Consider the following 24,806-nt stretch of genomic DNA (forward strand, 5'->3'; position numbering starts at 1 on the left):
TAAAAATTCTCCAACCCAACATCCGAAAACTGCCCTCTCAACCAATCCTTGTTTTATAAACGGATGTTTCACCTCAATTCCGGCGCCGGGTCAACGCTCATAACTTGCCCCCGCTCACAAAACCCGTTAGGGGCCAATCGTCTTACGAATAAGGGGAAGTCAGATGTCCGCGCCCAAGAAAGTTGTTCTGGCCTATTCCGGTGGCCTTGATACCTCGATCATCCTGAAATGGCTGCAGACCGAGTATGGCTGTGAGGTCGTAACCTTCACCGCCGATCTGGGTCAGGGTGAGGAACTTGAGCCAGCGCGCCAAAAGGCCGAGCTGCTGGGGATCAAGCCCGAGAATATCTTTATTGAGGATGTCCGCGAGGAATTCGTTCGCGATTTTGTCTTCCCCATGTTCCGCGCCAATGCGCAGTATGAGGGTCTGTATCTGCTGGGCACCTCGATCGCGCGGCCACTGATTTCGAAACGTCTGGTTGAGATTGCCGAAGCAACTGGTGCCGACGCGGTTGCCCACGGCGCAACCGGCAAGGGCAACGATCAGGTGCGGTTCGAACTGGCTGCCTATGCGCTGAACCCAGACATCAAGGTAATCGCGCCCTGGCGTGAATGGGACCTGACCAGCCGCACCAAGCTGCTGGAATTTGCCGAGGCGAACCAGATCCCGATCGCCAAGGACAAGCGTGGCGAGGCACCCTTTTCGGTCGATGCCAACCTGCTGCACACCTCGTCCGAGGGCAAGGTTCTGGAAGACCCCGCCGATATGGCGCCCGACTATGTCTATCAGCGCACGGTTCACCCCGAGGATGCGCCGAATGAGCCTGAATTCATCGAGATCGGCTTTGAAAAAGGCGACGCGGTCAGCATCAATGGCGAGGCGATGAGCCCCGCGACCATCCTGACCAAGCTGAACGAATATGGCGGCAAACACGGTATTGGCCGTCTGGATCTGGTCGAGGGTCGCTTTGTGGGAATGAAATCGCGCGGCATCTATGAAACGCCGGGCGGCACCGTCCTGCTGGAAGCGCACCGTGGTATCGAGTCGATCACCATGGACCGTGGCGCGATGCACCTGAAAGACCAGTTGATGCCGCAATATGCGGAAGCAATCTATAACGGTTTTTGGTACTCACCCGAACGCGAAATGCTGCAAGCCGCGATCGACAAGTCGCAGGAACACGTCACCGGTACCGTCCGCGTCAAACTGTACAAAGGTCTGGCCTCGACCGTTGGCCGCTGGTCGGATCACTCGCTGTATTCAGAAGAGCACGTGACTTTCGAAGACGATGCAGGGGCGTACGATCAAAAAGACGCAGCTGGATTTATCCAGTTGAACGCCCTGCGCCTGAAATTGCTGGCCGCGCGCGAAAAGCGTCTGTCCAAGTAATTCACGCCATCGCTGGAACGACAAACCCGGTGCCCGAAAGGATGCCGGGTTTTTCTTTGTCTTCGCCGACCAGTCAGTTCCAGCAGCGTCACCCTTGCCTGTTTTGCCCGTTTTTCTTTACGCAATGGTCAACTGGGAAAGGACATACCATGCTTCAGGACATCGCCGACGGGATTCAGAAAGGTCTGAACGGCAAGACATTTGATGGCTCTCTCAAGTTCGATTGCGGTGATGACGGGGTGATCGTGCTGATCGACAATCAGGCGACGACGCAAGATCAGGATGCAGACTGCACGATCCGAATTTCGCAGGAAAACCTGACCAAGCTGCTGACCGGCAAGCTGAACCCGATGACCGGTGTGGCATTGGGCAAACTCAAGATCTCAGGCAATATGGGTGTGGCGATGAAGCTGGGGCAATTGTTGGGCTAAGCGCCGATAAACTCGTCTCACCAGCGCGTGACAAACCATGTCAGCGGATTGCAACGGCAGAAAAGTCGGGGCAGCCTGATCTCAGAAGGAGATCTGCCATGACCCGGACCGCGTACCTCTGTTTCGTTAAACCGTCGCTTCTGTTTGTCCTGATCACACTGGCCGCGATGCTGCGTGCCCTGCCCGCACCAGCTGCCGGCACCGAAACCCTGACCGTCGCCGGAGGGTGTTTCTGGTGCGTTGAATCCGATTTTGAATCGGTTCCCGGCGTGATTGGCGCCGTATCGGGCTTTACCGGCGGCAAGACAGCCAATCCGACTTATGATCAAGTGACGAAAGGTGGTACCGGCCATTACGAGGCTGTTCAGATCACCTTCGACTCTGCGCGGGTTTCCCGTGAAACGCTGCTGAGCATGTTCTTCCGTTCCGTTGATCCAACCGATGCAGGCGGCCAGTTCTGTGATCGCGGCAACAGTTATCGCACTGCTGTATTTGTCTCTAACACAGGCGAAAAGTCGTTGGCGCAGAAAGCCAAAGCCAATGCGCAGCAAGCGCTGGGTCAAACCGTAGTCACGCCCATCTTGAACGCGGGAACCTTTTACCCGGCCGAAGCTTACCATCAGGATTATTACAAGGGCGACAAGCTGGTGTTCACCCGCTTTGGTCCGAAACGCCAGAAAAACGCATACAAAGCCTACCGCAAAGCCTGCGGTCGGGATGCGCGCGTCAAACAACTCTGGGGTAGCAACGCACCATTCGCCGGGTCCTAACCGAACCGGGCCTCCAGCACCTCTTTGAGGTCGGGAATAACATCCGCCGTACCGTGCCGCGTGACCATCAGGGCCGCGGCACGATTTGCTTGTGCAATCGCCTGCGGCATCGGCAACCCGCGGTCCATTCCGGCCAGAACGTAACCGGTGAAGGTATCGCCTGCGCCGGTCGTGTCCACGGCTTTCACCTTGTGTGCCGAAATCTCAAGCACTTCGCCATCTTTGGGTAGGTAGCGCGCACCCTTGGATCCCAACGTGACCAGTACATGCTTAACGGGCACTTCAGCGACGGATTGACCTGTACTTTCGCGCAGCTGTTCTGCTTCGACCTCATTCAGGATCAGGAAGTCCAGATAAGGCAGCACCGCCTGCACGGCATTAGCCTGAAACGGCGCGGCGGCATAGCAGACGGTCAGTCCCAGGTCACGGCCCATGCGGGCGGCCTCGACCTGTGCGTTGGTCTCGTTCTGCATAACCAGTAGATCACCGGGAACAGCCTGCGATAAGGCCTGTCCCAGCTGATCCTGCTCGATGGCGTGGTTCGCGCCGGGATACAGAATGATCTGGTTTTCACCCTGCTCGTCCACCGCAATGATCGCGTGACCTGTGGGCACGTCGACCTCGGCAATGAACTGGGTGTCGACGCCATATTCGGTCATGCGATCCAGGGCCCAGCGCCCGCCTGGTCCAATGCCACCGATATGCGCCACACGCGATCCGGCACGCGCCGCTGCAACGGACATGTTGGCCCCTTTGCCACCCAGAAACCGCTCCAAGTTCGAAGCAGCCAGGGTTTCACCGGCAGTGGGCAGATGCGGCAGGGCATAGACCATGTCCGCATTGATCGAGCCTAGGTTCCAGATCGTCACGGCTTATCCAATATCGCAAGAGGCCAGAATGGCCATGTTCAGAATGTCATTTGCTGTCGAGCCAGTCGAACAGATCTGAATCGGCTTATCGACACCGGTCAGGATCGGGCCAATGACGGTCGCGCCACCCATCTCTTGCATCAGCTTGGTCGAGATTGAGGCCGAATGCCGTGCGGGTACAATCAAGATATTGGCCGGGCCCGTCAGACGCGAGAATGGATAAGCCTCTTGCTGTTCCACGTTCAGCGCCACATCCACGGTCATCTCGCCATCATACTCGAAATCGACGCCGCGCTGATCCAGAATCTCGGGCGCTACGTGCATTTTCTCGGCCCGTTCAGATACCGGATAACCGAAGGTGGAAAAGCTGACAAAGGCAACGCGTGGGTCCAGCCCCAAATGCCGCGCGACCGAGGCCGAGCGTTCGGCGATATTGGCCAGGTCATGCTCATTCGGCCATTCATGAACCAGCGTGTCACCAATCAGAACGATCTTACCCTTGTGCAACAGCGTCGTCACACCAACGGCCCCATGTTCGGCATCAGCGTCAAACACATGATTGATGCGTTCCAGTACATGTGCCGATTTCCGCGTTGCACCGGTGACCATGCCATCGGCGTGACCATGAGCCAACATCAGGCAAGAGAACACATGGCGGTCTCGCGCGGCCAGACGATGGATATCCTTGCGATCAAAGCCACTGCGCTGCAGCCGTTTGTACAGGAAATCCTTATAGGCTTCGAGATGCGTGGTGGTGGAGGCGTTAACCACCTCCAGCTCGCGCACTGCGTCCTCCAGACCGGCGGCTTCCAGCTTTTCCTTCACGTCGTCTGGACGACCAACAACGAGCGCCTTGCCAAAGCCCGATCGCTGATACATCACCGCCGCGCGCAAGACGCGTGGATCGTCGCCTTCGGCAAAGATCATCCGGCTTTGCGCCTGACGTGCACGGGCGTTCAGGCCGCGCAGGATGCTGGCGGTCGGGTCCATGCGGGATTTCAGACTCAGCTCATACGCGTCCATGTCGATGATCGGGCGGCGGGCTGCCCCAGTGTCCATCCCGGCCCTTGCCACGGCAGGTGGGATACGGTGGATCAGGCGCGGGTCAAACGGCGTCGGAATAATGTAATCCCGGCCAAAGGTCAGCGACTTGCCGTAGGCCAATGCAACCTCATCCGGCACATCCTCGCGCGCCAGATTGGCTAGTGCATGGGCACAAGCGATCTTCATCTCGTCATTGATAGCGCGGGCGTGAATGTCCAGCGCGCCGCGGAATAGGTAAGGAAAACCCAGAACGTTGTTCACCTGGTTCGGGTAATCGCTGCGCCCGGTCGCGACGATGGCATCAACACGAACCTCATGCGCCTCTTCCGGCGTAATCTCCGGGTCCGGGTTCGCCATGGCGAAAATCACCGGATTGTCCGCCATGCTGGCGACCATATCCTGTGTCACCGCGCCTTTGACCGACACGCCAAGGAACACATCCGCGCCTTTCATGGCTTCTTCCAATGTGCGCAGCTCGGTGGTGATCGCGTGGGCCGACTTCCACTGGTTCATGCCCTCGGTCCGGCCTTGGTAGATCACGCCCTTGGTGTCGCAGACGATGCAATTCTCGTGTTTTGCGCCCATCGACTTGAGCAGTTCGATACAGGCGATACCCGCCGCACCCGCGCCGTTCAGGACGATTTTCACGTCTTCGATCTTTTTGCCCGAGATACGCAGCGCGTTCAGCAAACCCGCCGCACAGATCACCGCCGTGCCGTGCTGGTCGTCGTGGAAGACGGGGATGTCCATCTCTTCCTTCAGGCGCTGTTCAATGATGAAACACTCGGGTGCCTTGATGTCCTCAAGGTTGATACCGCCAAAGGTCGGTCCCATCAGGCGCACTGCACGGCAGAACTCGTCAGGATCTTCGGTATCCAGTTCGATGTCGATCGAATTCACATCGGCGAACCGCTTGAACAGGACTGATTTCCCCTCCATCACTGGTTTCGAGCCCAGCGCACCGAGATTTCCAAGGCCCAGCACGGCCGTACCGTTTGAGATCACCGCAACCAGATTGCCCTTGTTGGTATAATCATAGGCGGTTTCCGGATTTTCCGCGATAGCTTCACATGGAACCGCCACACCGGGGCTGTAGGCCAGCGACAAGTCGCGCTGTGTGGTCATGGGAACAGTGGCCTGAACCTCCCACTTGCCGGGGGTCGGGTCGAGGTGAAAGGCCAGCGCCTCTTCTTTGGTGATCTTCGCTTTGGGCATGTGATGGGCCGTTTCTTTACATCTGCGGGACTTTTGCCTCATAGCGCAGGCGGGCGCGCGCCTCAACGAGAATACTTTTCACCTTTCGTCGAGGTGGGTGGATTTGTAAGGTCGCGACCGGAATACGCCAAAAGGGGTCAGCCTTGTCCACAGTCACGCCGATGATGGCGCAATATCTCGAAATCAAAGAGGCTCATGCCGATGCCTTGCTGTTTTACCGCATGGGCGACTTTTACGAGATGTTCTTTCAGGATGCCGTCAACGCCGCCGAAGCGCTGGACATCGCCTTAACCAAGCGCGGAAAGCATAACGACACCGACATTCCGATGTGCGGCGTACCGGTCCATGCGGCCGAGGGGTATCTGCTGACGCTGATCCGAAAAGGATTTCGCGTGGCCGTCTGCGAACAGATGGAAAGTCCGGCTGAAGCCAAGAAAAGAGGCTCTAAATCGGTCGTAAAGCGCGATGTTGTGCGTCTGGTGACGCCTGGCACATTGACCGAAGATGCCCTGCTTGAGGCTCGCCGTCACAACTTCCTGGCCGCCTATGCCGAGGTTCGTGATGAGGCCGCGCTGGCCTGGGCCGATATCTCGACCGGGGCGTTTCACGTGATGCCTTTGACCTCAGTGCGCCTCAGTCCCGAACTGGCCCGGCTGGCACCATCCGAGTTGATCGTGGCAGATGGCGTGCAGGACAAACTGAACGAACCCGTAATGGATCTGGGTATCTCGCTGACCCCGATCGGGCGGGCCAGCTTCGACAGCACTGCGGCGGAAAAGCGCATCTGTGGACTGTTTCACGTGGGCGCACTGGACGCGTTCGGCAGTTTTGGTCGGGCTGAGGTTTCGGCCATGGGTGCACTGATCGACTATCTGGAAATCACGCAAAAAGGCAAACTGCCGCTTCTGCAAACCCCATTGAAAGAATCCGAGGACCGAGTCGTTCAGATCGACGCCGCCACACGGCGCAATCTGGAACTGACCCGATCCCTGTCCGGTGGCCGCGCTGGTTCGCTGCTATCTGTGATGGATCGCACCGTCACACCGGGGGGTGCACGACTGTTGGATCAACGGCTTTCCAGCCCATCCCGCAATCTGGACGTCATCCATGGGCGGCTGGATGCTGTAACTTTTGCGGCCGAAGACAGCTTGATCACATCAGACCTGCGCGAGGCTTTGCGCAAAACCCCGGATCTGGACCGGGCGCTGTCCCGACTGTCACTGGATCGAGGTGGCCCGCGGGATCTGACCGCCATTCGCAACGGCCTGACACAGGCCGCCGCAATCGCCGAACTCTGCGCGGGTCAAGACCTGCCGGTTCTTTTGGCCGCTGCCCTGCAAAATCTGGTCGGATTTGACGACCTGCTGAATCTGCTTGACGAAGCGCTTGTGGCCGAACCCCCATTGCTGGCCAGGGATGGCGGGTTCATCGCCCCGGGTTATGATGCCGAATTGGACGAAGCTCGCACCCTACGCGACGAAGGTCGTTCCGTCATTGCCGGGTTTCAGCAGAAATATGCAGAACATACCGGTATCACGTCGCTTAAGATCAAGCATAACAATGTGCTGGGCTATTTCATCGAAACCACGTCCACCCATGCCGAGAAAATGCTGAATCCGCCCCTCAGTGAAACCTATATCCACCGTCAAACAACCGCCAACCAGGTCCGGTTCACCACCGTGGAACTGTCCGAGATCGAAACCCGCATTCTGAACGCCGGAAACTTGGCGCTTGAGATCGAAAAGCGGCTCTATGCAACACTTTCTGGCGAAATTCTAGATAGAGCCGCACGGCTCAACCAAGCGGCACGCGGTTTGGCTGAACTGGATCTGACCACTGCTCTGGCTGATCTGGCGCGTGGTGAGAACTGGTGTCGCCCGCAGGTTGATACCTCCCGCGCGTTCGACGTTCAGGGCGGCAGGCATCCGGTCGTCGAACAGGCATTGCGCCAACAAAACGGTGATGCCTTCATCGCCAATGACTGCGATCTCAGTGCTGACAAAGGCGCGGCGATCTGGCTGCTGACCGGTCCCAACATGGCCGGTAAGTCGACCTTCTTACGCCAAAATGCTCTCATTGCCCTACTGGCCCAAATGGGCAGCTACGTGCCTGCGGAACAGGCGCATATCGGGCTTGTCAGCCAACTGTTCAGCCGCGTTGGCGCCTCTGACGATCTGGCCCGCGGACGCTCGACCTTTATGGTCGAAATGGTCGAAACCGCCGCCATCCTCAATCAAGCCGATGACCGCGCTCTTGTCATTCTTGATGAAATCGGTCGCGGCACGGCCACCTATGATGGCCTGTCCATCGCTTGGGCCACGCTGGAACATCTGCACGCCTCCAACAAATGCCGCGCCCTGTTCGCAACCCATTACCATGAACTCACCGCACTTGCCGGCAAACTGGAAGGCGTGGAAAACGCCACCGTTGCTGTCAAGGAATGGGAAGGCGAGGTGATTTTCCTGCACGAAGTCCACAAAGGCGCGGCTGACAGGTCCTATGGTGTTCAGGTCGCCCAATTGGCAGGACTGCCCGCCTCGGTCGTTGAACGTGCTCGTATCGTGCTGGACCAACTTGAAAAAACCGAACGTGAGGGGGGAAAGCAAAAGACCCTGATCGACGATCTGCCTTTGTTTTCAGCCGCCCCACCACCGCCGCTACCAGCGCCCAAAGTTTCTCCGGTAACCGGCATGCTGGACGATATTCTGCCAGATGAGCTTACCCCGCGAGAAGCACTCGACCTGATCTACAAACTGAAAGAGGCGGCCAAAACCTGACCGCCCCTTCATCTTTTCAAAAATACTCTCGCCGAAGGCTTGGCTTCAACGAAGCCAATTAACTCGCCGGAGTCGACGACACCCCAACCTGCGCCGGCCGCAGCAGGCGATCATGCAACATGAAGCCTTCTGCGGACACCTGTATAATGTCACCTGCACGGGTACCCGGCACCGGGGCCTCGAACATCGCTTCATGCACGTTGGGATCAAACCGGTCACCAACTTCGGGCGTGATCACTTCCATTCCATGCTTTTGGAACACGTCCTTCAGCGCACGCATGGTCAGTTCCACGCCTTCCAGAAGGGGTCCTGCCACTTCCTTCTGCTCATCAGTCGCGGCCTCAAGCGCACGTTTCATGTTGTCGTAAACCGGCAGCATGTCGCGGGCCAGTTTCGATCCGCCATATTGTTCCGCATCGCGGCGCGCTCTGTCACCGCGCTTGCGCGCGTTTTCCGCATCCGCAAGCGCGCGCATGAACCTGTCTTTGAAATCGTCCCGCTCAGCACGCAGCGCATCAATTTCCAGCGCTTCTTCACTGATCTCAGCAAATTCCTCGGCCAGCTCTTCCGCCTCGGCGGCTGCAATATCGTCCAGAAATTCTTCGTTCTTGGGCTCTGCCATCTCTTACCCTCTAGCTCCGGTCGGAAATCAGTTTCCCGACCAGTTGCGCCGTATAATCCACGATCGGCACGATCCGCCCATAATTCAGACGAGTGGGTCCGATGACCCCAACCGCACCAATTATCTTTCGATCAGCGTTCATATATGGAGACACCACCAAAGAGGAACCCGAAAGTGAGAAAAGTTTGTTCTCAGAGCCGATAAAAATGCGCACACCCTCGCCTTCTTCGGTCAATTCGAGGAATTCAGCAATGTCTTGCTTACGCTCCAGGTCGTCAAACAACGTTCGGATTCGGTCCAATTCCTCGGCTTCACCGGGATCCCCCAGCAGATTCGCCCGCCCGCGCACGATCAAACGTGCCGAGTCGGCTCCATCCCCATCCCAGGCCGCCATACCGCTTTCGACCATCTCGCGCGCCAAAACATCAATTTCCTGCCTGCGCGCGGTAATCTGGGTCTGCATCTGACGCAGTACTTCGCTGAGCGTTCTTCCTTCGATCAGGGAGTTCAGAAAGTTTGCGGCTTCTCGCATCGAACTGGGTGTTTGGCCCGGCGGAGGCGTAAACAGACGGTTTTCCACGTGCCCGTCCGCAAAGACCAGAACCACCAAAGCGCGGTCATGGGCCAGCGAGACGAACTCAATATGCTTGATCTCGGACTCTTGCTTGGGGGTCAGAACCAGCGATGCGCCATGTGTCACGTGTGACAAGGCCGAACCAACTCGGTCCAGCATTCCGCCCACATCACCCGCGTTAGAGCCTAGTGTTTCATCCAGTTTCTGCCGATCGTCTACACCAAGATCACCCACTTCCAGCAGCCCATCGACAAACATCCGCAGACCCATCTGCGTGGGCACCCGACCTGCACTGACATGCGGGCTGTCGAGCAGACCTAAAAATTCGAGATCCTGCATCACATTACGGACAGTGGCGGCGCTGACCTTTTCCGACAATGTGCGGGTCAGCGAGCGACTTCCGACCGGTTCACCACTGTCCAGATAGCTCTCGACGATCAACCGGAACACTTCGCGTGACCGGTCATTCATTTCGTCCAGAACTCTACTTGCTTTGCTCATCGGCAATCCTCTGCTGGATTGGCATTAAATCGCAGACATCTGAAAGGTCAATCGGGGTTGCATCCTAAGGCACGGGGACGTTATCCCCAACCCAGCAAACAAAGGATTTTCCATGCGACCCTCAGGACGAGATTTAAGCGAAATGCGCGCCGTTTCAATCGAAACGGGGTTTACCAAACATGCCGAAGGTTCCTGCCTGATCAAAATAGGCGATACCCATGTCCTGTGCACCGCCACGATTGAGGATCGCGTGCCACCGTTCATCAAGGGCTCGGGTCTGGGTTGGGTTACTGCCGAATACGGTATGTTGCCCCGCGCAACAAACACCCGCATGCGGCGCGAGGCGGCCAGTGGCAAGCAAGGCGGCCGCACCGTAGAAATTCAACGCCTGATCGGTCGCTCGCTGCGCGCAGGCGTGGATCGGGTTGCATTAGGTGAGCGTCAGATCACCGTGGACTGCGATGTTATCCAGGCTGATGGCGGCACCCGCTGCGCCTCGATCACCGGTGGCTGGGTCGCGCTGCGTCTGGCCGTGAACAAGCTGATGAAAACCGGGGACGTCATTTCCGACCCGCTGGTCGATCCCGTCGCGGCCGTATCCTGCGGCATCTACGCGGGCCAGCCGGTTCTGGATCTGGACTATCCTGAAGACAGCGAGGCCGGTGTGGATGGCAACTTCATCATGACCGGATCAGGCAAACTGATCGAAGTGCAGATGAGCGCCGAAGGCTCTGTTTTCAGCCGTGATCAAATGAACCAGCTGATGGATCTGGCAGAAAAAGGCGTGGGTGAGCTGGTTGCGGCCCAAAAGGCAGCCACCGCATGACCCGCAAGTTCGACGGCGACAGGCTACTGGTGGCCACGCATAACAAAGGCAAACTTGAGGAGATGACCCATCTCCTTGAGGCCTTCGGCGTGACGGTTGTTGGCGCGGCAGAGATGAACCTGCCGGAACCGGAAGAAACCGAAGATACATTCGTCGGTAACGCCCAGATCAAGGCCCATGCGGCGGCACAAGCCACCGGCCTGCCTGCCCTGTCGGACGATTCCGGGATCACCATCGATGCTCTGGACGGCGCGCCCGGCGTCTATACCGCCGATTGGGCAGAAACCGGCAATGGTCGCGACTTTCTGATGGCGATGACCCGCGCACATGATGAGCTCGAGGCCGCGCAGGCGCCTTATCCCCGCACTGCACAATTTCGCTGCACGCTGGTTCTGGCCTGGCCCGATGGTCATGACGAAGTGTTTGAGGGCGCCATGCCCGGTCAGCTTGTCTGGCCCATCCGTGGGGAAAACGGCTTCGGTTATGACCCGATGTTCCAGCCGGACGGGCACGATGTGACCTGTGCGGAAATGATTCCGGCGGAAAAGCACAAAATCAGCCATCGCGGACGCGCCGTAAACGCCTTCGTTCAAGGCTGTTTCGGTGGATGATTGGCGGCATGGAGGCTTCGGCCTCTATGTGCACTGGCCTTTTTGCGAAGCTAAGTGCCCCTATTGCGATTTCAACAGCCATGTTTCAAAAAATATTGATCAAAAACAATGGCTTAAATCGTATCTGGCTGAACTGCGCCGCTCGGCGTCTGAAACCCCTGACCGGGTTTTGAACACAATCTTCTTTGGTGGCGGCACGCCGTCCCTTATGGCACCAGAAACGGTGGCCGCCATTATCGACGAGGCGCGCAAGCTTTGGCGCCCTGCAAATGACATGGAAGTCACGCTTGAGGCCAACCCCGGATCGGTCGAGGCAGGCCGGTTTGCCGCCTATCGCGATGCGGGCGTGAACCGTGTTTCCATGGGCGTTCAAGCCCTGAATGACGAAGACCTGCGCCGGTTGGGTCGTAACCACACGGTCTCCGAGGCCCGCGCCGCATTTAATGTCGCCCGCAACTGCTTTGACCGCGTCAGCTTTGACATGATTTACGCGCGCCAGCATCAAACCCCGGAGGCTTGGAAAGCGGAACTGACTGAGGCGCTGTCGATGGCCATCGATCACCTCTCGCTCTATCAGCTGACGATCGAGGAAGGCACCGCCTTTGGGGACCGATATGCCGTCGGCAAGCTGCGTGGACTGCCCGAGGATGACCACGCCGCCGACATGTATCTGGCCACACAAGAGATCTGCGAAGCCCACGGCCTGCCCGCCTATGAGATTTCCAACCATGCCCGTCCAGGGGCAGAATCCCGGCACAATCTGATCTATTGGCGTTACGGAGACTACGTCGGTATCGGCCCCGGCGCGCACGGGCGTATTACGCTGGACGGCCAGAAGATAGCGATAGAAACCTATCTGTCGCCTAACGCCTGGCTCAGTGCTGTTGAAAAAGGAATTGGCGAAAAAGAAAGATCATTGCTATCTACGCAAGATCAGGCAAGTGAATACCTTATGATGGGTATGAGAGTTGCTGAAGGGCTAGATGTTGATCGTTTCAATGCGCTTTCCGATCTCACGCTGCCAGAAAACAAACTAAGAGACCTGGAAGAACTGGGTATGATACACCGGTCAAACGGCCGATTGATCGCCACCAAGGATGGCCGCGCAGTCCTAAATGCGGTCATTCGAGAGCTATTGGGATAAACGATGCAGTACCTCTGGGCCGCAATGGGATTGATCTGCGTCGGGTTGGCTGTTGTCGGCATTGTGTTGCCGCTTCTGCCAACGGTCCCGTTTCTATTGCTGGCCGCATTCTTTTTTGCCCGATCTTCTTCCCGACTTCACACTTGGCTGGTCAGTCATGGAACCTTCGGGCCGATGATCTTGGATTGGCAACGCTCGGGCGCCATTCGCCCGGCCGCAAAAAAGGCGGCCACCATATCGGTTGCCGCCGTTTTTGGATTGTCTGTCATTCTTGCGCTTCCAAGCCACGTCCTGATCATTCAGGCAGTTGTCCTCAGCTGCGTGATGATTTTTATCTGGACCCGCCCTAACGGCTGAGCTTGGCGCACAGATCGTCCAATTGATCGAGGTTTTCATAGGTCAGCACGACCTGCCCCGTTTCTGATTCCGCTTTGTGGTTGATGGCCACTTTCATCGCCAGAATGGCCGAAAGATCCTTCTCCAGCGCGCGCGTATCCGCATCCTTGCCAGCATTCAGGTTTCTGGAGCGCGGCACAGCCTGAGGAGCATCCCCTTGCTGTTGTTTTTTCACCAGCGCTTCGGTCGCACGCACGCTCAGCCCGTCCTTGACGACGATCTTCGCCAGCTCAGAAGGGTCTTCAGCTGTAATCAGAGCACGGGCATGACCGGCAGACAGTTTTCCTTCAACAACAAGTTTCTGAACGTCCATCGGCAACGACAGCAAACGCAAAAGGTTCGCAATATGGCTGCGGCTTTTGCCCAAAGCTTCGGCCAGTTTTTCCTGTGTATGGCCAAAACGGTCCATCAACTGCTTGTAACCCGCGGCCTCTTCGACAGCATTCAGGTCTGCGCGTTGAATATTCTCGATAATGGCGACTTCCAGAACTTCGGTGTCGTCAAAATCCCGCACGATAACCGGGATATCATGCAGCTGCGCCATCTGAGCCGCACGCCAGCGGCGTTCGCCTGCCACGATTTCATAGTCGCCGCCGCGAACCTCACGCACGATCAGCGGTTGAATGATGCCCTTTTCCTTGACCGAGGCCGCAAGTTCATCCAACCGCTCTGGCTGAAAGGTTCTGCGTGGCTGGTTCGGGTTTGCGCGCAGCTTTTCAATCGGAACTTTCATATCCGGACGGCGCGGGTCCGAGGAAATAAGCCCTTCGGTATCCTGCGTCACATCCGCCATCAAAGCGGAAAGTCCCCGGCCCAAACCTCTGGGTTTTGTTTTCTTGGCGGCCACGGTGCCCTCCTCACTGTCGCTTAGGCGGCGACTTTCTTGTTCTTGTGCATGACTTCCCGGGCCAGATGCCGGTAAGCCATCGCTCCCAGTGATCCCGAGTCGTATTGCAATACGGGCAGCGCGTAAGACGGAGCCTCGCTGACCCGCACATTTCTGGGTATCTTGGTTTTAAATACCATCTCACCCAGATTGTCACGCGCGTCTTTTTCGACCTGGCGGGACAAGTTGTTGCGGTTGTCATACATGGTCAACACAACACCTTCGATTCTGAGGTCCGGATTCGCGGTTTGGCGCACCTCTCGGATGGTCAGCATCAGTTGCGACAATCCTTCCAACGCAAAGAACTCACTCTGCAACGGCACCAGGACAGAATGTGCAGCGACCATAGCGTTGACGGTCAGAAGGTTTAGCGAAGGCGGACAGTCAATCAGCACGAAATCCAGGTCAAACTTGTCGATTGCAGTTTGACGCAGCGCGTCGTGCAGCAGATAGCTGCGTTTTTCATTGGATATCAGCTCAATATCCGCCGAGCTTAGATCAACCGTCGCCGGGACGACAAACAAACCCTCGATTTCGGTTTCCTGAACAACCGCCTCCAAAGGGGCATCATCCAATATCAGGTCATACGTCGTCCAATCCCGATCTTCGACCCCCAATCCGGTGGACGCGTTCCCCTGCGGATCAAGATCGACAACCAGCACTTTACATCCAGCCTCGACCAGACCGGCCGCAAGGTTGATCGCCGTTGTGGTTTTCCCGACCCCGCCCTTCTGATTGGCTACCGCAATAATCCGGGGCCCTGAGGGACGAGACAAATCAACCACGTGATACTCCTTTGATTTTGAGGATAACGGCCTGAGGCTCAGTTAAACTTGTAATCGGGTCAACGTCGAAATTCCATTCTTCCTGCGCCTCTTCCAGCTCTTTTTTCCACCTTTCGCCTTTCGGCAACAGCGCCAGCCCCTTTTTGCTCAAATGTCTGTCGCAAAAGGACAATAGCCTAGGAAGATCAGCAAGAGCCCGCGCAGAAAGGATATCTGCGTTCAATGGTTCAACCACTTCGATTCGCTTGGAAATAACCGTGCATTTTGCGCCGCACTCACGTGCAACGTTGCGCAGAAAGGCGGACTTTCGTTGGTCACTTTCAATAAAGGTGAACTGGGCATCTGGTGTGTCTTCAATGGCCATTAAGGCACAAACCATCCCGGGGAATCCGCCTCCGCTACCTAAATCTACCCAGTTTTCAAATGGGCCTGCGCATCTATAAACTTGTACGGAATCTTTTATGTGTCGAATCCAGATGTCATCCAAGCTTTTCCGTGAAACAAGATTGATTTTTGGGTTCCACCGCTTCACAAGCTCCACATACGTTGTGAGGCGCTCGAATGTTTCACGTGAAACATCCAATTCATCAATAATGGCCCCATTCATACCCTACGGACCTTCTGATCGCGACGAAGCTTAGCCAACAACAGCGTAAGCGCCGCGGGAGTAACCCCTTCAACGCGTCCCGCCTGTGCAATGTTCTCCGGCTTTGCATTTGAAAGCTTCTGCTTCATCTCGGAAGACAGCCCTTCCATCGCAAGATAATCGAAACCCCGTGGAATCTCATAAGATTCATCGCGCTTCATCGCCTCAACATCTTTTTGTTGCCGGGCAATGTAGTTTGCGTACAAAGCGTCCCGCTCTACTTGCAGACGGATCTCCTCCTCAACACTCTCAATCTCGGGCATCAGGGGAATAAGATCACCAAAGTGAACATCCGGGAACGCCAGAATGGCCATCCCGTCCCTGCGGTTTCCATCTTGATTGACGTTGATACCGGCTGCCCGAACCTCTTTTGGAGTAAAGGTTTTTTCTGTAAGCTGGGACTTTGCGGCGGACAGCTTCTCCATCTTACTGGTAAACACGCCGCTCCGCCCACTGCCAACACAGCCGATACCCAACCCAATTGGCGTAAGGCGCTGATCTGCGTTGTCCGCACGTAGTGACAAACGGAATTCTGCGCGTGACGTGAACATGCGATAAGGTTCCACAACACCGCGTGTTGTCAGGTCGTCGATCATCACTCCGATATAGCTGTCAGCACGTGTAAAATGCAGCGGATCCCGGCCAAGCACCTTCAACGCCGCATTCAACCCCGCGACCAAACCTTGCGCAGCTGCTTCCTCATATCCTGTGGTTCCGTTTATTTGCCCCGCTAGATATAGTCCTTCGACATCTGGTAGCGAGAGAGTCGATGTCAAAACACGCGGATCCACATAGTCATACTCAATCGCATAACCAGGTTGCAGGATCTCTGCCGCCTCAAGGCCTTTGATTGACCGCACATACTCAAGCTGTACGTCCTGAGGCAAAGAGGTCGAAATTCCATTCGGATAGATTGTGTGATCATCGACGCCTTCCGGTTCCAGGAAAATCTGATGTGATTCCTTATCGGCAAAACGTACGATCTTATCCTCGATGGATGGGCAATACCTTGGGCCCACCCCATCAATATGTCCGCCATACATCGCCGATCGTGACAAGTTTTTTTCAATGATTTCGTGCGTCCGCGCGTTTGTATGCGTGATTCCGCAGGAAATCTGTGGGGCAATCACCTTTGTTGACAGGAATGAAAACAAGGTCGGGTCATCATCCCCGTCTTGCTGTTCCAGATCACTCCAATCAATCGTCCGGCCATCCAGCCTTGGCGGTGTTCCTGTTTTCAAACGCCCCAGGGGTAGCTCGAAACTGTCGAGCCGTTCTGCCAATTTGACTGACGGGCGATCACCCATACGGCCGCCGGGCCGAGATACATCCCCAATATGAATGACACCGCGCAAGAAGGTTCCGGACGTCAAGATAACGGTTTTAGCCTTGATTTCTGAACCGTCGGCCAGTTTTACGCCGTTAACCTGATTCTCAGTCATCAGAAAATCGACAACTTCCCCGGTAACGACGAACAGATTTGGCTGTTTTTCCGTCTCTTTCTGCATGGCCGCTCGGTACAGCGCACGATCTGCTTGCGTTCTGGGGCCTTGAACAGCTGGTCCTTTACGTCGATTAAGCAAGCGGAATTGAATGCCGGCCTGATCGGCAACACGCCCCATGACCCCGTCCAGGGCATCAATTTCACGGACCAAATGGCCTTTACCCAGCCCACCAATTGCCGGGTTACAGGACATGACGCCTATATCTGATGCGGATAATGTGACCAGTGCCGTCTTGACGCCCATGCGCGCTGCCGCATGAGCTGCTTCTGTACCCGCATGGCCTGCGCCAATTACAATCACGTCGAAATCTGAATGTTTCACGTGAAACACTCCTTACTTACCCAGACAAAAACTCGAGAAGATCTCATCCAAAAGGTCTTCAACACCGATTCTGCCAACCAAGGTTTCTAGGGCACGGATTGCCGTGCGTAATTCTTCTGCTGCGATATCATACAGGTCTGGACCCGATTCCAGAACCGCCATCGCAGAACTCAGGGATTCCCGCGATTTGATCAAAGCAACCCGGTGCCTTTCCCGCGTCGCAATACCACTGCTTGTAGTTCGGGTACTAAGTACATCCGAAATCTGGGTAATGAGTTGATCTATACCCTGCCCGGTTTTTCCGGATATTCCACCTTCGGATTGATCTCGAAGATCAGATTTCGGCAAAACCTGTATATCGCCATTCATCATCTGAACACCCAGGTCCTTCGGGTCATCTGTCAGGAACACACGCAGATCAGCTGAATCCGCCCGCTTTCTTGCCAGTTCAATTCCCAAGCTTTCTACGTGATCCTCGGTTTCCCGCAATCCTGCGGTGTCCAGCAGCGTGACCGGAAGTCCTGCAAGGTCCATTCGAACCTCGATCACATCGCGAGTAGTTCCAGCATATTCCGAAGTAATCGCCGCCTCTCGCCCTGCCAGAGCATTTAGCAAGGTTGATTTTCCGGCATTCGGAAGACCAACAATCGCAACTTCAAACCCTGTTCGAATGCGCTCTGCTATCTTTACGCCATCTGCTTCACGTTGCAGATCAGCCATTACGCCCGTCACAAGGGATTTAACCTCGGGTGTAACGTCTGTTGGGACGTCCTCATCCGCGAAATCAATGACAGCTTCCAGCAAGGATGCAGCGCGGATCAGATCGCGTCGCCACCGTTCCGCCAAAACACCCAAATCACCAGCCAGAATAGTCTGTGCTTGTTTGCGCTGCGCCTCAGTTTCCGCATCAATCAGATCAGCAAGACCTTCGACCTGTGTCAGGTCCATCTTACCGTTTTCCAGCGCCCTGCGTGTGAACTCTCCGGGTTCGGCCAGTCGTAGCCCGTCCATATCGGACAGACACCGCATCACTGCGTTCACCGAAGCGGTGCTGCCATGAATCTGCAGTTCAGCCACGTCTTCGCCGGTAAAACTGGCCGGGGCTTGAAAGGTCAGAATCAGCCCGTCATCTAACCGTGCGCCATCGGCGGCGTACAGCGACTGGACCCGCATGCCACGAGGCGGCAGCGGGCTTCCGGTTAAGCTGGCAGCTGCGGAATGCGAGTGCGGTCCCGAGAGGCGGATGACCGCCACCCCGGCTTTGCCCTGCGCGCTGGCCAAGGCGAATATCGTATCCATTCGAAGGCCTCGCGTCGCTTAAGACCGGTGTCAGGTGTTCATCGAATCGAAGAACTCACCGTTCGTCTTGGTCTGTTTCAACTTGGACAACAGGAACTCGACCGCGTCGGTCGTGCCCATCGGGTTGAGGATACGACGCAAGACGAATGTCTTAGCCAGATCTCCCTTATCGACCAAAAGTTCCTCTTTCCGGGTGCCGGACTTGAGGATGTCGATGGCCGGGAACACGCGCTTATCTGCGATCTTGCGATCCAAAACGATTTCCGAGTTACCGGTTCCTTTGAATTCTTCGAAGATAACTTCGTCCATCCGACTGCCGGTGTCGATCAGCGCGGTGGCAATGATGGTCAGCGACCCGCCTTCTTCGATATTCCGCGCGGCACCAAAGAACCGCTTGGGACGCTGCAGAGCATTTGCGTCCACACCACCGGTCAGAACTTTACCGGACGATGGCACCACAGTGTTGAAGGCCCTACCAAGTCTTGTGATCGAATCGAGAAGAATAACAACATCTCGTTTATGCTCGACCAAACGCTTGGCTTTTTCGATCACCATCTCAGACACGGCCACGTGGCGCGTTGCGGGTTCGTCGAAGGTTGAAGACACAACTTCACCCTTCACCGAACGCTGCATATCGGTCACCTCTTCGGGGCGTTCGTCGATCAGCAGGACGATCAGATAGCACTCTGGGTGGTTCTGTTCGATCGAATGCGCGATGTTCTGCAGGATCACCGTTTTGCCGGTCCGCGGCGGCGCCACAATCAGCGATCGCTGGCCTTTACCGATGGGGGCCACCAGATCGATCACACGGGCCGACTTGTCCTTGATGGTGGGATCCTCGATCTCCATCTTCAGGCGTTCATCGGGATAGAGCGGCGTCAGGTTGTCAAACGCGATCTTGTGTCTGGCTTTTTCCGGTTCTTCAAAGTTGATCTTGGTGACCTTGATCAGCGCAAAGTAACGCTCATTGTCATCAGGCGCTTTGATATCCCCTTCGACCGTATCGCCGGTGCGCAAGGAATGCTGTCGGATCATGTCGGGTGAGACATAGATATCATCCGGACCTGGTAAATAGTTCGCCTCGGGCGAGCGCAGAAAGCCGAAGCCGTCTTGCAGCACTTCCAGCACGCCGTCGCCGCCAACGGTCCAGCCTTCATCCGCGCGTTCGCGCAGAATCTGGAACATCATCTCGCCTTTTCGCATGGTCGAGGCGTTTTCGATCTCCAACTCTTCGGCCATCGCCAGAAGGTCTTTGGGGCTTTTGGCCTTCAGGTCGGCCAGATTCAGGGATTCAGTGGACATGATATATACCTTCGCCGCTGACATTGCGGCACGAAGTGGAATTTCAGTACGGAAGATACGCCGCCCGGACGGGCGTGTTAATCCCTACATAAGCGCGCGGATCGTCGGAGTCAAACAGGCCCTCAGAACTTCACAACGACCGCCAGGACGATGACAACCATCAGAACGGTCGGAACCTCGTTCATCATGCGAAACTGCCGCCCAGTGAGCTTATTTCGGCCTTCCAGGAAATCCTTGCGCCGAGCCATCAGCCAATGATGGAACCAGGTCATACCAATCACGGCAGCACCCTTGATCCAGGGCCAGGACCAATCCCACCCGACAATGCCGGGCGTGAACACCATGATCAGCCCGCAGAGCCACGCCACATACATCGCAGGGCGCATGATCACACGCAGCAGCTTCTCTTCCATCTCAAAGAAGATGGTTTCTGCGCCTTCGACCTTTTGGGCTTTCTCGACGTGATAGACGTACAGTCTGGGCAAATAGAACAAACCTGCCATCCATGAGATCACAGCCATGATGTGCAATGACTTCACCCACGGGTAAATCGTGAAAAGAAGATCGGTCATTCTGGCTCCGGACGTTGGTTGGAACCCTCCCTAATAAAAAAATAGGAAAAGAAAAAGGATGATGGTTTTGTAGGGTGAGCAAATTCCGTGGATTACTTTTTTACGCAAGTGTTTTCCCCAGGTGGATAGAATTGCGCCGTGATTGGGTGATTCTGTTGATTTCAGTTTTTATGTTTTAATTTCAATATATTAGTTCGACTTCATTCAAGCTTGGCTGGGGAAAACTCGTTGAGTAAGACCGGAAATCCCAGTTTTCCCGCGCAGTAAAGTTATCCTTGTCCCAAAAGGACGGTCTTCGAACGACTCATGGAAGTTTCAGGCGAAATTCCCGGGGTTGCGTGTCAACCGGAAAACCATACAAACCATCCTAGAACGCTCAACGATTTGCTCAGGGGTTTTCCACATGTCTGTCCCCATCATCCTTGCCTCGGGGTCATCTATCCGCGCGCAGCTTTTGCGCAATGCGGGCGTGCCGTTCACGGTGGAAACCGCGCGCGTGGACGAGGATACTGCCAAACGCGCCTTGTTGGCCGAAGATGCCCCCCCTCGGGATATCGCAGGCACTTTGGCCGAAATGAAGGCCCGCAAGGTTAGCGACAAGAACCCAGGCGCGATGGTTCTGGGCTGTGATCAGGTGCTGGACTTCGATGACCAGCTTTTGTCGAAACCAGAAACGCCCCAAGACGCGCTGGCGCAGTTGAAGGCAATGCGGGGCAAGCGACATATGCTGTTGTCTGCGGCCGTGATCTATCAGAATGGAGAGCCGATCTGGCGCCATGTTGGTCAAGTGCGTCTGCGCATGCGGATGAGTTCGGATGCCTATCTACGCGACTACATAGACCGCAACTGGGACAGTATTCGCCATGCGGTTGGGGCCTATAAGCTTGAGGAAGAAGGTGTGCGCCTTTTTGCGACCATTGACGGCGACTATTTTAATGTTTTGGGTATGCCCCTGTTGGAGTTGCTGAATTTTCTGGCTGTGAAAGGGATGATTGATCAATGACGGATAACCAAATTCCTTTGGCCGGTGTAATTGGGCATCCGATTGGACATTCAAAATCCCCTAAACTGCATGGATATTGGCTAAAGACCTATGGGCTGGCCGGGCACTATATCCCTATGGACGTCGCACCCGAGGATTTGGAAAGTGTTCTGCGGACCCTGCCCAAAGCCGGGTATGTCGGCGCAAATGTAACCGTCCCCCATAAAGAAGCCGCCTTGCAGATTGCGGATCACGTGTCAGATCGGGCGGCAAAGATTGGTGCGGCGAATACACTTGTCTTCCAGCCTGATGGCTCGATCCACGCAGATAATACCGACGGCTATGGGTTTATGGAAAACCTGCTTACAGGGGCGCCCGACTGGAACCCACAGGACGGGCCAGCCGTGGTTTTCGGCGCGGGCGGTGCTGCGCGCGCCGTTTTGCAGGCCCTGTTAGATGCCGGAGTGCCCGAGATTATGCTGACCAACCGCACGCGTGCCCGGGCCGACCAATTGAAAGAGGAATTTGGGCCGCGCATAACCGTGGTCGATTGGGTCAAGGCCGGCAATGTGATCGAGAATGCGGAACTGGTGGTGAACACCACATCGCTGGGTATGCAGGGACAGCCCGAATTGCGGGTGCCGTTGGATGGGTTGCAGCCGGGCGCTGTGGTTACCGACCTTGTCTACGCCCCCCTGAAAACCAAGCTTCTGCAAGCGGCCGAAGAGGCTGGATGCACAACAGTCGATGGTCTGGGCATGTTGCTGCATCAGGCGGTTCCGGGCTTTGAACGTTGGTTTGGCAAACGGCCCGAGGTAACGGATGAGTTGCGCGCTACGGTGCTGGGATGAGCTTTGCTCTTGGCCTGACTGGCTCGATCGGAATGGGCAAAAGCACTACGGCGCAGATGTTCGTGGATGAAGGCTGTGCGCTGTGGGATGCGGATGCGGCTGTGCATCGGCTGTATTCAGCGGGCGGCGCTGCGGTAGAACCGATGCGTGCTGTGTTTCCTGAGGCAATTGTTGATGGCGCGGTCAGTCGGGATGCCTTGAAACAAGCCATATCCTTGGATCCGGCGGCATTGAAAGTGATCGAAAGCATCGTGCACCCATTGGTGGCCGCCGACCGGGACGATTTTCGAGAGAGCGCCACGGCGGACATTCTGGTTTTCGACATCCCTTTGTTGTTTGAAACAGGCGGCAATGCTGCGATGGATGCGGTTGCTTGTGTTCAGGTCCCGGCGGACGCGCAAAAGCGACGTGTGATGGAGCGCGGAACGATGACTGAGGCGCAGTTCGAACAAATACGCGCCAAGCAGATGCCCAATGACGAAAAATGCGCGCGGTCGGACTTTGTGATCGTGACGGACACACTGGACCACGCCCGCGCACAGGTGCAGGATGTGGTCAGACAGATACGGGCGGGGATGGCTAATGCGTGAGATTGTACTCGATACGGAAACCACGGGGTTTGATCCTGAAAGCGGCGACCGGATCGTGGAAATCGGTGCGGTCGAACTGTGGAACCATATGGCCACGGGTGAGACGTATCACGTTTACATCAACCCCGAGCGTTCGATGCCCGAAGAGGCATTTGGCGTGCACGGTATCGGTCCCGACCTGCTGGACACTCCGCGCCCCCCGGAAAAGGGCGAGGTCACGCTGAAAGACAAGCCGGTTTTTGCCAAGGTTGGTCAGGGCTTCCTTGATTTCATTCGGGATTCCAAACTGGTAATCCACAACGCATCATTTGATATGAAGTTCCTGAATGCGGAACTCAGATGGATGGGGTTGCCGCAGCTGCCGATGGATCAGGCGCTGGACACATTGGCGATTGCGCGCAAACGGTTTCCGGGCTCGCCCGCGTCATTGGATGCGTTGTGTCGACGTTTCAACATCGACAATACGAACCGCGTGTTGCACGGGGCGCTGCTCGACTCGGAAATTCTGGCCGAGGTTTATCTGGAACTGATTGGCGGGCGACAGCCGGACTTTGGCCTGTCTACCAGCGCGGCATCTGCCGGTGGCGGAGGGGACGATTGGCGGCCAACAGCGCGCCCGACGCCGCTGGCGTCGAAAATCACCGCGGAAGAACGCGCGGCACATGAGACATTTGTTGAGAAGCTGGGCGAAAACGCCCTGTGGACCCGCGCCTGAGCCCCTGCCCGGCGCGGGCCGTACCGATTAGGCTTCGGTTTTTTCGGTTTCGGCCTGACGGCGCATCAGCTCGTTGCGGTACAGCGCAACAAAGTCGATATTGTCCAGGTTGACCGGTGGGAAACCACCGTCACGGGTGATGTCGCTGACAATGCGGCGCAGGAACGGGAACAGCATGCGCGGGCATTCGATCATCAGGAACGGGTGCAACTGGTCTTCTGCCACGCCTTCGATGTGGAACAGACCGCAATAATCCAGCTCGCACAGAAACAGAACGTCTTCCATGCCTTTGGCTTTGGAAGTCAGGTTCAGTTTGACGGCAACTTCGTACTGATGCTCGGTCGGGCGCTTTTTGGCGTCCAGGTTCACCTGAACGGCAATCTCGGGCTGAACGTCGCCAGACACGCCTTTTTGCGCCATCACGTTTTCAAAAGACATATCGCGAATGAATTGACCCAGAACGCGCATCTGGATCTGAGGGGCGGTCTGTGCCGCGGTGTTTTCTGCAGGGCTTTCGTCAGCCATGGATCTACTCCGAAAATGAAATTTGCCACTGCTTAGCAAGTTGGGCGCGGCACCTCAATGCTGGGGTGGACCTTCGACCCATTTGGATGGCTTTGAGGGGTTCTGACGCGAGCGAACTTCGGTAAAATCTCCGTCGATCACGTCATCCTGATCAGACGGGGTGGGACCAGTGCGGAACTGCGCGCCGGTGCCCATCTGGAAATGCGTGATGGTCGCCTTGGATTTCAGGTATTTGAATACGGCCACCCGAATACCCGGAACAAGCAGTGCAAAGCCAACGGCATCGGTAAAAAACCCCGGCGTCAGCAGCAAAACACCAGACAGCAGGATCATGGCACCATGGGCCAATGGCTCCGTCGGATCATCAAGTTCAGAAAAGGATCGCTGCAAATTGACCAGTGCCATGCGACCTTGTGTCCTGACCATGATGGTGCCGATTACGGCTGTCAGGACTACAATCGCCAGCGTCGGCCACAGTCCGATCAGGCCGCCGACCTGTATGAACAGGGCGATCTCGATGATGGGCACCAACAAAAATGCCAAGAACAAGTACATCTGCGTTATCCTTTCCCTTAGGCCGGGCTGTGGACTTGCCACGATCTGTCACCTACATAGTGGCATGAGGCCGCGTATACAAAGTCGCGGTCTGAAAAGAGG

General features: G+C 56.2%; 25 protein-coding genes. 12 read left to right on the plus strand and 13 right to left on the minus strand.

Features of this window, described 5'->3' with window-relative positions; genetic code table 11:
* Positions 1 to 163 precede the first annotated feature (163 nt).
* The 3 genes from DS906_RS16305 to msrA all read left to right on the plus strand — a co-directional run bounded on the left by DS906_RS16305 (position 164) and on the right by msrA (position 2,591).
* Positions 164 to 1,390: an argininosuccinate synthase gene (locus DS906_RS16305; RefSeq protein ID WP_113791153.1), complete on the plus strand. Its 1,227-nt coding sequence runs from the start codon at positions 164 to 166 to the stop codon at positions 1,388 to 1,390.
* A gap of 149 nt (positions 1,391 to 1,539) precedes the next feature.
* Complete coding sequence (locus tag DS906_RS16310; RefSeq protein ID WP_113791154.1) at positions 1,540 to 1,821, plus strand: SCP2 sterol-binding domain-containing protein; 282 nt, start codon at positions 1,540 to 1,542, stop codon at positions 1,819 to 1,821.
* Positions 1,822 to 1,919: 98 nt separating this feature from the next.
* Positions 1,920 to 2,591: a peptide-methionine (S)-S-oxide reductase MsrA gene (gene msrA, locus DS906_RS16315; RefSeq protein ID WP_113791155.1), complete on the plus strand. Its 672-nt coding sequence runs from the start codon at positions 1,920 to 1,922 to the stop codon at positions 2,589 to 2,591.
* Here the strand turns inward: msrA and DS906_RS16320 are convergent.
* Entirely contained in the window at positions 2,588 to 3,460 is an 873-nt protein-coding gene (locus DS906_RS16320) for a ribokinase (RefSeq protein ID WP_113791156.1), read from the minus strand. The two genes, msrA and DS906_RS16320, sit on opposite strands and share 4 nt — an antisense overlap.
* Positions 3,461 to 3,463: 3 nt before the next feature.
* Entirely contained in the window at positions 3,464 to 5,719 is a 2,256-nt protein-coding gene (locus DS906_RS16325; protein WP_113791157.1) for an NADP-dependent malic enzyme, read from the minus strand.
* 161 nt (positions 5,720 to 5,880) lie between these two features.
* Here DS906_RS16325 and mutS point away from each other — a divergent pair, with 161 nt between their 5' ends.
* On the plus strand, positions 5,881 to 8,496 hold the full coding sequence (mutS, locus tag DS906_RS16330) for a DNA mismatch repair protein MutS (protein ID WP_113791158.1): 2,616 nt from the start codon (positions 5,881 to 5,883) through the stop codon (positions 8,494 to 8,496).
* Between the two features lie 58 nt (positions 8,497 to 8,554).
* Here mutS and DS906_RS16335 read toward each other — a convergent pair whose 3' ends face one another.
* On the minus strand, positions 8,555 to 9,118 hold the full coding sequence (locus DS906_RS16335; RefSeq protein ID WP_113791159.1) for a nucleotide exchange factor GrpE: 564 nt from the start codon (positions 9,116 to 9,118) through the stop codon (positions 8,555 to 8,557).
* A gap of 10 nt (positions 9,119 to 9,128) precedes the next feature.
* Positions 9,129 to 10,193 (minus strand): heat-inducible transcriptional repressor HrcA, encoded by a 1,065-nt coding sequence (gene hrcA / locus DS906_RS16340; RefSeq protein ID WP_113791160.1) that lies wholly within the window; start codon positions 10,191 to 10,193, stop codon positions 9,129 to 9,131.
* Between the two features lie 112 nt (positions 10,194 to 10,305).
* Between hrcA and rph the strand changes: the two genes are divergently transcribed.
* Genes rph through DS906_RS16360 form a run of 4 tightly spaced genes read left to right on the plus strand, consistent with a single transcriptional unit; the run spans position 10,306 to position 13,131 of the window.
* The gene (rph, locus tag DS906_RS16345) at positions 10,306 to 11,019 is read left to right on the plus strand and encodes a ribonuclease PH (protein WP_058279370.1); all 714 of its coding nucleotides are present in this window, start codon (positions 10,306 to 10,308) and stop codon (positions 11,017 to 11,019) included.
* Entirely contained in the window at positions 11,016 to 11,630 is a 615-nt protein-coding gene (gene rdgB, locus DS906_RS16350; RefSeq protein ID WP_113791161.1) for an RdgB/HAM1 family non-canonical purine NTP pyrophosphatase, read from the plus strand. Before rph ends, rdgB begins: the two co-directional genes overlap by 4 nt.
* Entirely contained in the window at positions 11,623 to 12,774 is a 1,152-nt protein-coding gene (hemW, locus tag DS906_RS16355; protein WP_113791162.1) for a radical SAM family heme chaperone HemW, read from the plus strand. The genes rdgB and hemW overlap by 8 nt, the downstream gene beginning before the upstream one ends.
* Positions 12,775 to 12,777: 3 nt before the next feature.
* Positions 12,778 to 13,131, plus strand: a complete 354-nt coding sequence (locus DS906_RS16360; protein ID WP_113791163.1) for a YbaN family protein — start codon at positions 12,778 to 12,780, stop codon at positions 13,129 to 13,131.
* On the opposite strand, the gene DS906_RS16365 is transcribed toward DS906_RS16360, so the two are convergent.
* The 7 genes from DS906_RS16365 to DS906_RS16395 all read right to left on the minus strand — a co-directional run bounded on the left by DS906_RS16365 (position 13,121) and on the right by DS906_RS16395 (position 20,486).
* Positions 13,121 to 14,017 carry a ParB/RepB/Spo0J family partition protein gene (locus DS906_RS16365; RefSeq protein ID WP_113791164.1) on the minus strand — a complete coding sequence of 299 codons (897 nt, stop codon included), beginning with the start codon at positions 14,015 to 14,017 and terminating at the stop codon, positions 13,121 to 13,123. The two genes, DS906_RS16360 and DS906_RS16365, sit on opposite strands and share 11 nt — an antisense overlap.
* Before the next feature lie 20 nt (positions 14,018 to 14,037).
* Positions 14,038 to 14,841, minus strand: a complete 804-nt coding sequence (locus DS906_RS16370; protein ID WP_113791165.1) for a ParA family protein — start codon at positions 14,839 to 14,841, stop codon at positions 14,038 to 14,040.
* Positions 14,834 to 15,448 (minus strand): 16S rRNA (guanine(527)-N(7))-methyltransferase RsmG, encoded by a 615-nt coding sequence (rsmG, locus tag DS906_RS16375; protein ID WP_113791166.1) that lies wholly within the window; start codon positions 15,446 to 15,448, stop codon positions 14,834 to 14,836. The genes DS906_RS16370 and rsmG overlap by 8 nt, the downstream gene beginning before the upstream one ends.
* A complete protein-coding gene (mnmG, locus tag DS906_RS16380; RefSeq protein ID WP_113791244.1) occupies positions 15,445 to 17,313 on the minus strand; it encodes a tRNA uridine-5-carboxymethylaminomethyl(34) synthesis enzyme MnmG in 1,869 nt (622 codons plus the stop codon). Before mnmG ends, rsmG begins: the two co-directional genes overlap by 4 nt.
* A gap of 12 nt (positions 17,314 to 17,325) precedes the next feature.
* Entirely contained in the window at positions 17,326 to 18,612 is a 1,287-nt protein-coding gene (mnmE, locus tag DS906_RS16385) for a tRNA uridine-5-carboxymethylaminomethyl(34) synthesis GTPase MnmE (RefSeq protein ID WP_113791167.1), read from the minus strand.
* A gap of 30 nt (positions 18,613 to 18,642) precedes the next feature.
* Positions 18,643 to 19,914: a transcription termination factor Rho gene (gene rho, locus DS906_RS16390; RefSeq protein WP_113791245.1), complete on the minus strand. Its 1,272-nt coding sequence runs from the start codon at positions 19,912 to 19,914 to the stop codon at positions 18,643 to 18,645.
* Between the two features lie 122 nt (positions 19,915 to 20,036).
* Positions 20,037 to 20,486: a CopD family protein gene (locus tag DS906_RS16395; RefSeq protein WP_113791168.1), complete on the minus strand. Its 450-nt coding sequence runs from the start codon at positions 20,484 to 20,486 to the stop codon at positions 20,037 to 20,039.
* A gap of 403 nt (positions 20,487 to 20,889) precedes the next feature.
* Here DS906_RS16395 and DS906_RS16400 point away from each other — a divergent pair, with 403 nt between their 5' ends.
* From DS906_RS16400 to dnaQ, 4 genes are read left to right on the plus strand one after another with little or no spacing between them, the layout of a single operon-like run.
* Positions 20,890 to 21,489, plus strand: coding sequence for a nucleoside triphosphate pyrophosphatase (locus DS906_RS16400; RefSeq protein ID WP_113791169.1), 600 nt, complete (start codon positions 20,890 to 20,892; stop codon positions 21,487 to 21,489).
* Entirely contained in the window at positions 21,486 to 22,319 is an 834-nt protein-coding gene (locus tag DS906_RS16405; protein WP_113791170.1) for a shikimate dehydrogenase, read from the plus strand. The genes DS906_RS16400 and DS906_RS16405 overlap by 4 nt, the downstream gene beginning before the upstream one ends.
* Positions 22,316 to 22,909: a dephospho-CoA kinase gene (gene coaE / locus DS906_RS16410; RefSeq protein WP_113791171.1), complete on the plus strand. Its 594-nt coding sequence runs from the start codon at positions 22,316 to 22,318 to the stop codon at positions 22,907 to 22,909. Before DS906_RS16405 ends, coaE begins: the two co-directional genes overlap by 4 nt.
* Entirely contained in the window at positions 22,902 to 23,624 is a 723-nt protein-coding gene (gene dnaQ, locus DS906_RS16415) for a DNA polymerase III subunit epsilon (RefSeq protein WP_113791172.1), read from the plus strand. The genes coaE and dnaQ overlap by 8 nt, the downstream gene beginning before the upstream one ends.
* Positions 23,625 to 23,651: 27 nt before the next feature.
* Here the strand turns inward: dnaQ and secB are convergent, their stop codons facing one another.
* Together secB and DS906_RS16425 are read right to left on the minus strand one after the other, a co-directional pair.
* A complete protein-coding gene (gene secB, locus DS906_RS16420) occupies positions 23,652 to 24,149 on the minus strand; it encodes a protein-export chaperone SecB (RefSeq protein WP_058275145.1) in 498 nt (165 codons plus the stop codon).
* Between the two features lie 54 nt (positions 24,150 to 24,203).
* Positions 24,204 to 24,704 (minus strand): FxsA family protein, encoded by a 501-nt coding sequence (locus tag DS906_RS16425; RefSeq protein WP_113791173.1) that lies wholly within the window; start codon positions 24,702 to 24,704, stop codon positions 24,204 to 24,206.
* Positions 24,705 to 24,806 lie beyond the last annotated feature (102 nt).

It is taken from the genome of Ruegeria sp. A3M17 (genome assembly GCF_003318255.1).
Lineage (GTDB): Bacteria > Pseudomonadota > Alphaproteobacteria > Rhodobacterales > Rhodobacteraceae > Ruegeria.

Bases quoted from the DNA above. Each gene is read 5' to 3' on its own strand.
- DS906_RS16305 (WP_113791153.1), top strand. From the start codon at position 164: ATGTCCGCGCCCAAGAAAGTTGTTCTGGCCTATTCCGGTGGCCTTGAT.
- DS906_RS16310 (WP_113791154.1), top strand. From the start codon at position 1,540: ATGCTTCAGGACATCGCCGACGGGATTCAGAAAGGTCTGAACGGCAAG.
- msrA (WP_113791155.1), top strand. From the start codon at position 1,920: ATGACCCGGACCGCGTACCTCTGTTTCGTTAAACCGTCGCTTCTGTTT.
- DS906_RS16325 (WP_113791157.1), bottom strand. From the start codon at position 5,719: ATGCCCAAAGCGAAGATCACCAAAGAAGAGGCGCTGGCCTTTCACCTC.
- mutS (WP_113791158.1), top strand. From the start codon at position 5,881: ATGATGGCGCAATATCTCGAAATCAAAGAGGCTCATGCCGATGCCTTG.
- DS906_RS16335 (WP_113791159.1), bottom strand. From the start codon at position 9,118: ATGGCAGAGCCCAAGAACGAAGAATTTCTGGACGATATTGCAGCCGCC.
- hrcA (WP_113791160.1), bottom strand. From the start codon at position 10,193: ATGAGCAAAGCAAGTAGAGTTCTGGACGAAATGAATGACCGGTCACGC.
- rph (WP_058279370.1), top strand. From the start codon at position 10,306: ATGCGACCCTCAGGACGAGATTTAAGCGAAATGCGCGCCGTTTCAATC.
- rdgB (WP_113791161.1), top strand. From the start codon at position 11,016: ATGACCCGCAAGTTCGACGGCGACAGGCTACTGGTGGCCACGCATAAC.
- DS906_RS16360 (WP_113791163.1), top strand. From the start codon at position 12,778: ATGCAGTACCTCTGGGCCGCAATGGGATTGATCTGCGTCGGGTTGGCT.
- rsmG (WP_113791166.1), bottom strand. From the start codon at position 15,448: ATGAATGGGGCCATTATTGATGAATTGGATGTTTCACGTGAAACATTC.
- mnmE (WP_113791167.1), bottom strand. From the start codon at position 18,612: ATGGATACGATATTCGCCTTGGCCAGCGCGCAGGGCAAAGCCGGGGTG.
- rho (WP_113791245.1), bottom strand. From the start codon at position 19,914: ATGTCCACTGAATCCCTGAATCTGGCCGACCTGAAGGCCAAAAGCCCC.
- DS906_RS16395 (WP_113791168.1), bottom strand. From the start codon at position 20,486: ATGACCGATCTTCTTTTCACGATTTACCCGTGGGTGAAGTCATTGCAC.
- DS906_RS16400 (WP_113791169.1), top strand. From the start codon at position 20,890: ATGTCTGTCCCCATCATCCTTGCCTCGGGGTCATCTATCCGCGCGCAG.
- DS906_RS16405 (WP_113791170.1), top strand. From the start codon at position 21,486: ATGACGGATAACCAAATTCCTTTGGCCGGTGTAATTGGGCATCCGATT.
- coaE (WP_113791171.1), top strand. From the start codon at position 22,316: ATGAGCTTTGCTCTTGGCCTGACTGGCTCGATCGGAATGGGCAAAAGC.
- dnaQ (WP_113791172.1), top strand. From the start codon at position 22,902: ATGCGTGAGATTGTACTCGATACGGAAACCACGGGGTTTGATCCTGAA.
- secB (WP_058275145.1), bottom strand. From the start codon at position 24,149: ATGGCTGACGAAAGCCCTGCAGAAAACACCGCGGCACAGACCGCCCCT.
- DS906_RS16425 (WP_113791173.1), bottom strand. From the start codon at position 24,704: ATGTACTTGTTCTTGGCATTTTTGTTGGTGCCCATCATCGAGATCGCC.